Here is a 12,894-nt window from a genome sequence, read left to right as displayed (position 1 = left end):
AGAAGTTTTTAACTTCTATGCTTAAGATTTGTATAATGATAGACCATTTTGAAAAATTGAGCCTACGTGTGTTTATTCAAATCATTAAAAAACAGTTAGATAGCAGTACATTGTGTCCACTGTGTCATGCTGCAATGTATTGGGTAGATGCAGAGCAATTTGATACCGATCTCAACTTTCATCAATGTAGCCATTGCGAACATCGTGTTTTCCAAAATAGTTCTTTCAGTTGCCACTGTGAAGCATGTACTCAAAAGCGCAAAAAAATGCTTAAAGAAACACGCTTACAAGAAGTGAGAAAGTTTCGTAAAAAAGATATTGAAGCGCCATCACTTCACCAACTCTCTTTTGTCAAAAAGTTATTTTTGTTGGCACTTTTAGATGACTATGCCCGGGAAGATGCACAGCATGACGAATATATTTATTGGGACAAGATCAAATATAGTCCAATTTCACCTAACATTCCCTTTCAACAGCAAATTGTAAAACAGCTAGAAAAAGAAGGAATTTTAGTTCGTAAAAATATAAAAGATGAAGATACCAATATTTATTACATTAATATACGTTTAGACGGTTATGCTGAACCGAGTTTATTTAGCATTGCCCAGCAACTTCGTTTTTGGTTTTATGAGGATTTAAGTCAAGGTGTACCTTTCCAAGACAGTAACGAAGTTAAAGATGCTATTTATCTCATGTTATATCAAGAGATTATGCAGTTTACAATAGCTGTTTGTCGCACTTGGCAAGTGCAAATCTCAGGACATAAATCTTTTCAAATCCTTTGCTATCGCCTACTCGACCACCTTGCTGTTGAACAAATTTTTTATCTTATTCATACAGCTCTTGCTTACTTAAATGAACAGAAAGCATTACAACCCCGTAATGATGGCTTTATTAATACTCATAAACTTAAAAAAACAATTATACAATACCGTGAAAATGCATTAAAAAATAAATGGGAAACACCAAACTTTCCACGCCCTGATCATTTACCTTTTAATAGAATGGGAGAAATTCTTTATTTCAAATTTTTAAATTACGACCAACGTATATTAAGCCAACCGATATGGCATTTATGGCAAAAAGTTTCTCCTAGACTCAGCTTTTACTCAGACAAACGCTGTATGCACTGTGGCTCTAACGATTTAGAAGTTGAGTATGATGCAGGAGATTACGTCTCTTTACGCTGTAGAAAGTGTAAACAACAAGATCACTATTTTACACAATAATTTTTTCATTTAGAGCAAATCGAATAATGATGCAAGTAAGTACCTTAATAGACCAAGTGGTTTTTGCATGGCAAGAATTACAGCAAAAATCACCACTTATTCAATGTATTACAAATAAAGTTGCAAGCAACTATGCTGCCAATGTACTCTTGGCATGTGGTGCATCGCCTGCGATGATTGATAATCCTTATGAAGCAGAGAGTTTTACACGTATTATTGGTGCATTAAGCATTAACCTAGGGACTCCTTCTTCTGAGCAAATGCAGGCAATGAAAATCTCCGCAGCAACAGCACATAAAGAAGGTATTCCATGGGTACTTGACCCAGTTGGTTATAGCCCTGTGCTCAAATGGCGAAGTGATATGGTCGACTCACTACTCACTTTTATGCCAAGCGTAATTCGGGGAAATGCTTCAGAGATTAGTACACTTGCAGGTGAGCAAAATATTTCTAAGGGTGTAGATAGCATATTAAATAGTCAAGATGTCTATCAGCATGCTAGAGTACTTCTTAAGCATAGTGAATGTATTGCAATTTCAGGACCATCAGACTTTATTTTATCTCAAAAATCAAACCAAGTAATTGAAATTAAAGGTGGCTCAATATTACAACCTAAAATTACAGCAACAGGCTGTTCACTAGGAGCATTAATTGCAGCATATTGTGCCGTTGCACCCATACATATTGCAACTATTGCCGCACATGTACACTTTGCAATTGCAGGAAAGCTCGCTTATGAAAGAGCACCTACTTTGGGTCAGTTTAATGTGGCTTTTATCGATGAACTATTCACTTTAAATGCTGATAAGATTAAACAGCATATAGATATTCAGATACACTAAGATATTACATAGAACGGCGCATTTAGAATATACGCCGTTCTTTCATTTTAAAAATGTATGGTTGCAGATAGCTGGGCAGTTCTTGGGTTACCTAAGAATAAATAGTCATCGCCCATAAATTCACCAACATCACGCCAATACTTGGTATTCATCACATTATTAATATTCAAACGAATATCTGTTTCATAACCTGCAACCGGTAAGTGGTATGCTGCACCTGCATTAAAAATACTATAGCCTGCAACTTTTACAGTTCCCGCTCTGTTTGCATACTTGCTTGAGCTCGCCTGAATACCTGCCAATAATCTTAATTGATCATTCAATACAGGCAATTTATACGATAAATAGCCACTAAAACGCCATGTCGGACTATTTTGTACCTGATGCCCTACATAACTTAAATCAGATACATTATCTAATCTTGCTCGAATATAACTTAAACTCGTCAGCATATCTAAACGATCTGTTATAGCACCATTTAATGTAAGCTCTACACCTTGGTTATGCTGTTTTCCTTCTTGTACAAAAACTAATTTACTCGTATCTGAAGGCATAGATATTGTGTATTGATTATCTTGTTTTAAATCGAATACGGCTGCTGTAAGCAAAAACTGTTGTATTTGCTGTTTAAGACCAATTTCATATTGCGTAGAGTTTTTTGGTAAAAGTGTCTGTCCTTTATTAGTTGTATACAATGGTGCTTCCCCACCATCTGACAAACCTTTGGCATAACTGGTATAAATCGTTGTATTTTCAAATGGTTGATACATTAAAGCCGCTTGTGGTAAAAACTTACTTAAATGTGTATTTCGTGCAAGTACAGCATCCTCATTAAAACTCTGCTCATCTAGATGAAGCCATTTTGTACCCAATAATACAGACCACTGATTATTTAGATTTACTAGGTCAGAAACAAAAATACTTTGTTGATGGCTTTTTAAAGCAGTATATCGACCATCTAAAACTGTTGGTACAGGTGAAAAACCTACTGTATCTGTATAAATATTGGTTGTACCAATATAACTCCCTTTTTCTTTATCCAAATAAACCACTTTATTGCGCTGTCGATTTTTATTGGTTTCTGCAACTTCTGTACGTAGGTTATGCTTCAAGAATCCAGTTTCAAATTCACCATTTAAATGTAGTTTAAATTGGTCTGTGACTCGCGCATCATTTGGATCACGATAGTCGTAAATATCATAATTACCATTTTGGTCAAAGGTATTTCCTAAACCTGTATATTGACATGTTTCTGCATAACAGCCATAAGGAAATGTTGAATAGTCATCAATTACAACACGACTATGCGATGCTGTTAGGCTCATATTCCATTGAGAATTAAAAGTATAACGATAAGTAATATCTGTATTTAAACTTTTATTTGTTACAGGATTACTCCAACTTTGATAACCCAATAATCTCGACCAATCGACGTTTTGTGGTATTTCTTTTCCATCTAGAAGTTGATACCCAGGTACAGAACGCTGCTTTTGTGACTGAGCTTCTAAGTTAAACTCAAGTTTAGACTTATCATTGATATTCCAATCTAACGCCACAGAACCAAAGTAACGCTGACCATTTGCATGATCAACATATGGTTTAATATCTTCATGAGCAAGATTAATTCGATAACCAACCTGATGGTTTTTTCCAACAAATCCACCTAAGTCTGTCGAAACTGTCTTATCTCCGTATTGATCTAAATCAAATGTTAAGGTATGTACATCCGCAGGACGTTTTGTCACAAAGTTAATTATACCGCCAGGTGTAGACATACCACTCTGTAAGGCAGAAATTCCCTTTAAAATTTCTACACTTTGCTTATTGTCTAATGCAATATTTTGTTCACCACGAACCACATTACCATTAATTAAATAACTAGATGCTGTATCAAGTGCAAAACCACGAACCATAAAGTTTGGGTAATAACCTATCGCGGCATAACCATCTCCAACACTAGCATCATTTTTAACTACATCTGTTAAAAGTTTTGCATGCTGGTCCATAAGTACCGCACTGGTAATTGAGGAAATAGATGCAGGAATTTGGTTAATTTTCTGACCATCATAGCCAGTAATTTCTGTTGAAGAAGCACGATATGTAGAAGATGGTTCGCTTTTAAGTGTAATTATAGATAACTGTTCAACATCTGCTGCATTTGCATGACTCATTGTAATTGAGCCTATTGAAACCAAAGCGCATCCCCATAAATGCCAATGCATTTTTTGCATAACATGCTTCATAAATCGTGCCTAAAAGGAATTTTTACAATATTATATCATAAATTTAATTGATTCAATTCAGCGTTACTACTTGAAATTTAGGAGTTGGATATTGCAAACTTTTTATATGTTTCTCTGTTCATTTCCACAACTTCTATAGAAATATGAATTTTTTTAATCAAATCTTTATGCATAAGTGACTGATTATCTTTAATAGTTTTAAGCAATGCTTCATTTAGTTTTTGTAATTGCGCTGTTGTTCTACCCGTAAGAACACACACTTTTAGATGTATAAACGCATCTTTTTCACGGCCATCCCCAATAAGGAACTCATCAAACTGAATTGCTCTAGACTTTATATCATGTTTATATTCAAATAATTTTGAGTCAAATAAAACTTGATGCAGTTCAAGAAGTAACTCTTGAGTATCTATGTCTAGATTCCCTGTATATTCTAAAGTAAGATTTGGCATATTTATTTAATCCTTAGTATTTTTTAATAAAAAGCCCAACATGTGTTGGGCTCTCTTAAAAATTTTATAACTGCACAAAACTTTTAATTTTAATGACTAGATCATCGAGTTGATCTAAATCTATAAAGACATCAGCATCCTCTTTTTGTGACTCGCCAACAATGAGTAGAATACCTGTTTCTTTTAACAGTTTAATTTCATGTTTACTTAGGCTATCATTAGCAAAAGAAACAATACCATCCGTAAGTAAAACACGCTCTAACTCTAGCTTATGAGAAAAAGCATTTTTGGAGATTGCAACAACAGCAGGCTTTTGTCCCAATCTTGCAGCACGTTCGTCTACACTGACTGCACGTTTGATATCACTCAATTGTGCAGTATCTTCAATCATTGCCGCACCAACAGTTACGTTGGTTAAACGATCAATAAAAATAAAGCTACCTGTAAAGCGGCTGTCTTTATAATCATCAAATACAATTGGACGGTCAAACTCTACTGTTACATCTGCAATACCATTCAGTGCAAGCGCTTCAGCAACTTGCCCTTGCTCTAAGGTATTTACATCAATTGTATGATTAATCACACTCACTTTTGCAGGTACACTTTGAGTACCTACTTTCACATTATACAGCTTCCCTACAACAAGGGGCTGTTCAGCCATCCAGACCACAGTTGCTTTTACAGCACGTGATTGCTGAGGTAACGCACTTGGATGAGCAATTAAGTCACCACGGCTCACATCAATTTCATCTTGAAGTGTAAGTGTAACTGCTTGACCAACCACTGCATCTTCTAAATTGCCATCATATGTGACAATTTCTTTAACACGACTACGTTTACCCGAAGGCAATACTACAATTTCGTCATTTACAGCAACACGACCAAGTGCAATTGTACCTGCAAAACCACGAAAATCTAAATTTGGGCGGTTCACATACTGTACTGGAAATCTAAAATCTTGATGTTCAGTTTCACGCTTAATATCAATCGTTTCTAAGATTTTCATTAGCGTTTGACCTTGATACCAAGGTGTATACTCAGAGGCATTGACAACATTATCGCCATTGAGTGCAGAAATTGGCACAAAATGGATATTGGTCGGCTGACGATTGCCTAAATGCGTAATAAATTCTTCATAATCTTGACGAATTTGATTGAATTTTTCTTCAGAAAACTCAATTAAATCCATTTTGTTAATTGCAACAACAATATTACGGATACCCAATAACGCAGAAATAAACGTGTGACGGCGTGTTTGTGTCTGCACACCATAACGTGCATCTATCAAAATAACAGCAAGATCACATGTCGATGCGCCCGTTGCCATATTACGCGTGTACTGCTCATGCCCTGGTGTATCAGCAATAATAAACTTACGCTTATCTGTTGAAAAATAACGATATGCAACATCAATGGTAATACCTTGCTCGCGCTCTGCTTGCAAACCATCAACAAGTAACGCAAGGTCTACTTTCTCGCCCTGTGTACCCGATTTTTTACTATCACGTTTTACTGCCTCCAATTGATCTTCATAGATCATTTTAGAGTCATGCAGTAAGCGACCAATTAATGTACTTTTACCATCATCAACATTACCGCATGTTAAAAAGCGGAGAAGATCTTTTTGCTCATGTTGTTTTAAGTATGCCAAAATATCCTGGCTAATGAGCTCGGATTGATGAGACATGTATTTACTCCACTAAATTAGAAATAACCTTCTTGCTTTTTCTTTTCCATTGACCCTGCTTCATCATGGTCAATCATACGGCCTTGTCGTTCTGAGCTTGTTGTAAGTAGCATCTCTTGAATAATCTCTGGCAAAGTATCTGCTGTAGACTGCACTGCACCTGTTAAAGGATAACAGCCTAATGTACGAAAACGTACCGATCTCATTTCAGGTACTTCACCTGCTCGCAATGGGAAACGCTCATCATCAATCATAATAAGCGTACCATCACGTTCTACGACAGGACGTTTCGCAGAGAAATAAAGTGGTACAATTGGAATTTGCTCAAGATAAATATATTGCCAAATATCTAACTCTGTCCAGTTAGATAAAGGAAATACACGGATACTCTCGCCTTTATTCACTTTACCATTGTAGATATTCCACAATTCTGGACGTTGGTTTTTAGGATCCCAACGGTGTTTATTGTCACGGAATGAATAAACACGCTCTTTCGCACGCGACTTTTCTTCGTCACGGCGCGCACCACCAAATGCTGCATCAAACTGATACTTATCCAAAGCTTGCTTTAAGGCTTGCGTTTTCATAATGTCAGTATATTTAGAACTACCGTGGTCGAATGGGTTAATATTTTGTGCCATTCCCTCAAGGTTTTTATGTTCGATCAATTCAAGACCATGTTTCTGTACCATGTCATCACGGAACTTAATCATGTCCTTAAATTTCCATCCTGTATTAACATGCATTAATGGAAATGGAAGCTTGGCAGGGTAAAAGGCTTTCATTGCCAAATGTAACATCACCGCAGAGTCTTTACCGATAGAGTAAAGCATAACGGGATTTTCAAATTCCGCAGCCACTTCTCGAATAATATGAATACTTTCAGCTTCAAGCTGTTTAAGGTGAGTTAATCTTTCCTCAGTCATTGATATACCCAGCTAAACGGAAATTTTAAGGCAAACATATTAGCATGCTTAATCAGAGCACGTATGTGTATGTCTAATGACGATTTTTGAATAACTAAATCATTTTTTCTACTTTAGAAAATTTTTCAGTTTTAAGCTGAGAAACAATAAGTATATGAATTGTAAAATGATCTTTTTATTCAAAATGAAGTGTCTATACTAAATTTAACTCTTTATACCACTTTGGTGCGTTCACATGGATATACTTAAAGTTGCACAAACTCGCTACACAACAAAAGCATATGATCCAGAAAAAAAGATTCCAAAACACACTTTAAATAAACTCCTAGAAATACTTCAACTTACCCCATCATCTGTAAATATTCAGCCTTGGCATTTTTTTGTGATTGAAAGTGATGAGGCAAAAGCACGTGTTGCAAAAACAATGCCAGGGAACTTCAGTTATAATGCAACAAAAGTCTTAGAGTCATCTCATAGTATTGTGTTCTGTACTAAAACAGATATTAGCCATGAACATTTAGATGCTTTGCTTAAAGCTGACGATGCTGTCGGTCGTTTTAAAGATGAGGAAACTCGGACTTCACAAGCAGCACTACGTGCAGGATATGTTAAGAAGAAATCTATTCCCGACTGGCTCATTCGACAAACTTATATTGCACTTGGACAGTTCTTACTTGGCGTTGCCGCTGAAGGTATAGATTCAACGGCGATGGAAGGTTTTGATACAGAAGCTTTTGATCAAGAATTTTCATTAAAAGAAAAAGGCTTACAAAGCTTAGTCGTTGTTTCATTAGGTTATCGAAATGAAAATGACTTCAATGCAACACTTAAGAAGTCACGCTTACCGCACGATACTGTCTTTACACATTTGTAAGCGATAGACTGAGTGACTACAGAATAGTGTGTCACTCTCTCACTACATTGCATTCATTAAAAACAATACTGCACCTAAAGCTAAAAATAGACTCAACAGCATTTTAAGGTTAACTTTTTCTTTAAATAACACAATACCACTTAAAACACCGAATATGACCACAAAAATATTCATTGACGCAAAGACAATTGCCGGTGAGCTTTTCAACGCAATATGTGCATTTACATATAAAGCAATATTTGTAAAATTCAATACTCCAAGGAATAGACCCGCACAAATATTCTTTCTTTTCCAAAGGGCACTTTTTTGCTTAATCAATCCATAAATTAATGAAAAAATAAACGCTGTAATAAATATTAAGTTTAAGCTTTGGGCAAACCCTTGCCCTAGACTACTATTATACTTGAGTAAAATATCTACAAGTGCATACCCACCCCATACACTTAGTAATGAAAATACTGCCTTTTTATGAATTACTTTATTATCAATATTTCCGCGGCTTAAAATGAGTAAACTCACTGCAACTAAGCCAAGTACCACACCAAATATTTTAGATGTTGAAAATTGTTCATGAAATATAAAATATGCTGCGATGATAGATAGTATGGCAGATAACCGTTGCGCAATTTCTGTTTTTACAATACCTGCATAGGTCAAAGCACACGATAACGCTAAGAAAATACTTGGCAATACAATACCAAGTACAGCAATAAGCCACCAAGGAACTTGTTCAATGTGTATATTAGCTAAGGCAGGTTTAAACCATAAAAAACATAGAATACTGGCACAGGCATAATTCCACACAACCATTGCAAGCGAATTAAACCCTGCTCTTGTTAAATGTTTCAGTAAAACTGAAACTGCAACGCTACATAGTGCTGCAAATAAAATAAAGATCAATATGCTATCCCCATAAATGAATAAAGCTCACCTTTGTGAGCCTTATCTTAATCTGAAATGATAAATAATTAGTAGCGTTCAACCATCTTTTCTAATGAAATTGGGCGAATTTTGTTTGCATTTCCAGCTGTTCCAAATGCCTCATAACGGCTAATACATACTTCTTTCATCGCATCAATCGTTTTTGCAAAATACTTACGTGGATCAAACTCTGCTGGGTTTTCTGCAATAAACTGACGAATTGCACCTGTAGATGCTAGACGTAAATCTGTATCAATATTAATTTTACGCACACCATGCTTAATTGCATCAACGAGTTGATCAACTGGCACACCATACGTTTCGCCAATTGCACCACCATGTGCATTAATTACTTGCAACCATTCTTGAGGAACAGAGCTAGAACCATGCATAACCAAATGAGTATTTGGCAATGCTGCATGAATTTCTCTAATACGTTCAATCGCTAAAATATCACCTGTAGGTGGACGTGTGAATTTGTATGCACCGTGGGAAGTACCTACAGCAATCGCAAGAGCATCGACATTAGTATCTGCAACAAATTTTTTTGCTTCATCAACAGAAGTGAGAAGTTGACCATGATCTTCATCAGTTTGTTTTTCTAAACTTCCTAAACAACCAATTTCGCCCTCTACTGAAACACCACATGCATGTGCCATTTCAACGACTTGACGTGTTACTTGTACATTGTAGTCATAACTTGTTGGCGTTTTACCATCTGTATTTAACGAACCATCCATCATTACAGAGCTAAAGCCTAACTGAATTGAACGCTGACACACCGCAGGGCTTACACCATGGTCTTGGTGCATTACAATTGGAATGTGTGGCCATTCTTCAATTGCTGCTGCAATGAGATGACGTAAAAATGCTGACCCCGCATATTTTCTCGCACCCGCAGATACCTGCACAATAACAGGTGAATTTGTTGCATCTGCTGCAAGCATAATTGCACGCATTTGCTCTAAATTGTTTACATTGAATGCTGGAACACCATAACTATGCTCTGCTGCATGATCTAATAACTGACGTAACGATACTAAAGCCATAACTCTCTCCCCAATTTGCGTGCGGTATTCTACATGCCAACTAGAAACAAAACTGTACTTTAAATAGTCGAGTCTATAAAAAACCCCGCAATTGCGGGGTTTTTCTTAGAATTATATTAATTTATTGTGCTTTTGCGGGAACATCTGTATTTTTTGAATCTAATACAGGCTTATCTATCGCATCTATTTTAGCTTGCTGCTCTGGGCTCGTTTCTGAAGAAACTGCCGATGTAGTTGTACTATTTTCAGTCGCTGCATGATTTTCACTTTTACTACATGCAGTAAATGTACCTAATGTCACTAACCCAAGTGCAATAATAAGTAACTGTTTCAAAAAATATTCCTTTTAACTTAATTAAGCCCGATCAATTAAAGCAGCAACAGCAGGTAGCGTTTTGCCTTCTACAAACTCTAAGAACGCACCGCCACCTGTTGAAATATAACTAATATGAGAAGCCACATTATATTTATCAATTGCAGCTAAAGTATCGCCACCGCCTGCAATTGAAAATGCATCACTTTGAGCAACTGCCAATGACAATGCTTTTGTTCCTTCTCCGAATTGATCAACTTCAAACACACCTACAGGCCCATTCCATAAAATGGTTTTTGCTCCTTGCAACAATTTTGCAAATGTCGCAGCAGTTTCAGGCCCAACATCAAGAATCATATCAGTATCTTGCACATCAGCAACTTTTTTCACAACTGCGTGGCTATTACTTACAAAAGCCATAAAGTCCTCACCAATATTCGATGCATCAGCAACAATAACATCAGTTGGTAAAGGTACATTTACTTTTGCAGCAATTTTTTTCGCTGTATCTACCAAATCTGCTTCATACAATGATTTACCAACGTTAAATCCAGCAGCAGCCAAGAAAGTATTAGCAATACCACCACCCACGATAAGCTGATCACACACCGTAGAAAGTGAGTTTAAGACATCTAACTTTGTAGAAACTTTAGAACCTGCAACAATTGCAACCATTGGTTTTGCAGGAGTCTTTAATGCACGACCTAAAGCATCCAACTCAGTCGCAAGTAATGGCCCTGCAACTGCAAGCGGTGCTTTGCGTGCAACACCTTCCGTAGATGCTTCAGCACGGTGGGCTGTTCCAAAAGCATCCATAACAAATACATCGCACAATGCTGCATACTTTTCTGCAAGCTCCGGTGCATTTTTCTTTTCGCCATGGTTAAAACGAACATTTTCAAGCAGTACAACTTGTCCTGTTTTGACATCTACCCCATTCAAATAATCAGTTTCTAGTTGAACGGTCTGACCTAAAGCATCTGAAAGATATTTTGCAACAGGTGCTAAAGATTGCTCAGCCTTTGGCTCACCCTCTACAGGACGGCCTAAATGAGAACATACAATGACTGCTGCACCTTTTTCTAATGCCAACTTAATTGTTGGTAATGCTGCTCTTAAACGAGCATCACTTGTAATTACTCCATTTTTTACAGGTACATTTAAGTCTTCACGAATAAGGACACGCTTTCCTTGTAAATCAAGATCCGTCATACGCTGAAACGTCATTTTATTGCTCCCTTGTGTTATTCAGTATTTTCAATAACAATATCTTAGACGAAGATATTTAACAACATTAGCTTCTTTAGTATAAGAGATGTAGAAAACTAATTTTGTTTACTCACAAATTCACCTATTAAATCAGAATATTTATGTCTATTCATCCAGATCCTAAAATTAATCGCTTAAACATATTTGGCGAACCACTTGCAAGCTGTTGCTTTGATCCGATCACAGGCTATTTTCGTAATGGTTTTTGTCATACTGCACCTACAGATCTCGGTCAACATACTGTATGCGCACAAATGACATCAGATTTTCTAAATTTTTCTCAGAAAATTGGTAATGACTTAACTACCCCATTGCCTGAGCTAGATTTTCCAGGGCTAAAGCCTGGTGATTTTTGGTGTATTTGTGTAGAACGCTGGGTAGAAGCGTATGAACTTGGTCATGCACCAAAATTAAAACTACATGCTTGTCATCAATCTATACTTAGCTATGTCCCTCTGCATGTTTTAATGGAATATTCTGTTTCATGACAAAAAAAATTATTCTTGCTTCAAGTAGCCAAACTCGTAAATCGTTGATGGATAGATTACTTTTGCCATATCAAAGTATTAGCCCTGATATAGATGAAATACCCAAAGGTGAAGTACATGCAAATGAGCTTGCCAAACGCCTTGCTTTTGATAAAGCCGCTGTTATTGCAAAAGACCACCCTGAAGCAATTGTAATTGGCTCTGACCAAGTTGCATGGCATGCGGAAACACCTCATTTATTTTTAGGCAAACCTAAAGATAAATCCCACGCGATTACTCAACTACAACAGCACTCAGGAAAAATATTACGTTTTAGTACAGGTTTAAGCGTTCAATGCTCAGCTCTAAATCAAAACTCCACACTTGTTGCACATTATGAAGTAAAATTTAGAGAACTTTCTCTCGCAGAAATAGAGCGTTATATTGAAAAAGACCAACCATTTCACTGTGCAGGTAGCTTTAAATGTGAAAGCTTAGGTATTTCATTATTTGAACGTATGGTAGGTGAAGACCAGACTACACTCATGGGACTTCCACTTATTCAGCTTACTCAAATATTGCGCCAACTCAATTTTCAAATTCCTTAAATTACAAGGGCTCA

The 12,894-nt window shown here is 36.5% G+C and carries 13 protein-coding genes; 5 read left to right on the top strand and 8 right to left on the bottom strand.

Annotated features, from left to right (window positions below; translation table 11 throughout):
* Window positions 1-68 precede the first annotated feature (68 nt).
* Both AC1MPL_RS07575 and thiM read left to right on the top strand, forming a co-directional pair.
* Window positions 69-1,229, top strand: coding sequence for a hypothetical protein (locus AC1MPL_RS07575; RefSeq protein WP_479766190.1), 1,161 nt, complete (start codon window positions 69-71; stop codon window positions 1,227-1,229).
* Between the two features lie 26 nt (window positions 1,230-1,255).
* Window positions 1,256-2,071, top strand: a complete 816-nt coding sequence (gene thiM, locus AC1MPL_RS07570; RefSeq protein WP_479765173.1) for a hydroxyethylthiazole kinase — start codon at window positions 1,256-1,258, stop codon at window positions 2,069-2,071.
* A gap of 47 nt (window positions 2,072-2,118) precedes the next feature.
* Here thiM and AC1MPL_RS07565 read toward each other — a convergent pair whose 3' ends face one another.
* The 4 genes from AC1MPL_RS07565 to cysD form a co-directional block, all read right to left on the bottom strand.
* Window positions 2,119-4,302, bottom strand: a complete 2,184-nt coding sequence (locus AC1MPL_RS07565; protein WP_479766188.1) for a TonB-dependent siderophore receptor — start codon at window positions 4,300-4,302, stop codon at window positions 2,119-2,121.
* Window positions 4,303-4,391: 89 nt separating this feature from the next.
* A complete protein-coding gene (locus AC1MPL_RS07560) occupies window positions 4,392-4,766 on the bottom strand; it encodes a 5-carboxymethyl-2-hydroxymuconate Delta-isomerase (protein WP_479765172.1) in 375 nt (124 codons plus the stop codon).
* A 64-nt stretch (window positions 4,767-4,830) separates the two neighbouring features.
* On the bottom strand, window positions 4,831-6,453 hold the full coding sequence (cysN, locus tag AC1MPL_RS07555; RefSeq protein ID WP_479765171.1) for a sulfate adenylyltransferase subunit CysN: 1,623 nt from the start codon (window positions 6,451-6,453) through the stop codon (window positions 4,831-4,833).
* Window positions 6,454-6,470: 17 nt separating this feature from the next.
* Window positions 6,471-7,379 carry a sulfate adenylyltransferase subunit CysD gene (cysD, locus tag AC1MPL_RS07550; RefSeq protein WP_237412801.1) on the bottom strand — a complete coding sequence of 303 codons (909 nt, stop codon included), beginning with the start codon at window positions 7,377-7,379 and terminating at the stop codon, window positions 6,471-6,473.
* Between the two features lie 235 nt (window positions 7,380-7,614).
* On the opposite strand from cysD, the gene nfsB reads away from it, so the two are divergent.
* Entirely contained in the window at window positions 7,615-8,253 is a 639-nt protein-coding gene (gene nfsB / locus AC1MPL_RS07545; RefSeq protein WP_479765170.1) for an oxygen-insensitive NAD(P)H nitroreductase, read from the top strand.
* A gap of 42 nt (window positions 8,254-8,295) precedes the next feature.
* On the opposite strand, the gene AC1MPL_RS07540 is transcribed toward nfsB, so the two are convergent.
* The 4 genes from AC1MPL_RS07540 to AC1MPL_RS07525 all read right to left on the bottom strand — a co-directional run bounded on the left by AC1MPL_RS07540 (window position 8,296) and on the right by AC1MPL_RS07525 (window position 11,763).
* On the bottom strand, window positions 8,296-9,153 hold the full coding sequence (locus AC1MPL_RS07540) for an EamA family transporter (protein ID WP_479765169.1): 858 nt from the start codon (window positions 9,151-9,153) through the stop codon (window positions 8,296-8,298).
* 68 nt (window positions 9,154-9,221) lie between these two features.
* Entirely contained in the window at window positions 9,222-10,223 is a 1,002-nt protein-coding gene (fba, locus tag AC1MPL_RS07535; protein ID WP_479765168.1) for a class II fructose-bisphosphate aldolase, read from the bottom strand.
* A 121-nt stretch (window positions 10,224-10,344) separates the two neighbouring features.
* A complete protein-coding gene (locus AC1MPL_RS07530; RefSeq protein ID WP_479765167.1) occupies window positions 10,345-10,557 on the bottom strand; it encodes a hypothetical protein in 213 nt (70 codons plus the stop codon).
* A gap of 21 nt (window positions 10,558-10,578) precedes the next feature.
* Window positions 10,579-11,763 carry a phosphoglycerate kinase gene (locus tag AC1MPL_RS07525; protein ID WP_479765166.1) on the bottom strand — a complete coding sequence of 395 codons (1,185 nt, stop codon included), beginning with the start codon at window positions 11,761-11,763 and terminating at the stop codon, window positions 10,579-10,581.
* A gap of 143 nt (window positions 11,764-11,906) precedes the next feature.
* Between AC1MPL_RS07525 and AC1MPL_RS07520 the strand changes: the two genes are divergently transcribed.
* Both AC1MPL_RS07520 and AC1MPL_RS07515 read left to right on the top strand, forming a co-directional pair.
* A complete protein-coding gene (locus AC1MPL_RS07520) occupies window positions 11,907-12,293 on the top strand; it encodes a DUF2237 family protein (RefSeq protein WP_479765165.1) in 387 nt (128 codons plus the stop codon).
* Entirely contained in the window at window positions 12,290-12,880 is a 591-nt protein-coding gene (locus AC1MPL_RS07515) for a Maf family protein (RefSeq protein ID WP_479765164.1), read from the top strand. Before AC1MPL_RS07520 ends, AC1MPL_RS07515 begins: the two co-directional genes overlap by 4 nt.
* Window positions 12,881-12,894: the final 14 nt, after the last annotated feature.

Source organism: Acinetobacter sp. N1-1 (assembly GCF_056711485.1).
This window is presented reverse-complemented; position numbering and strand designations above follow the sequence as displayed.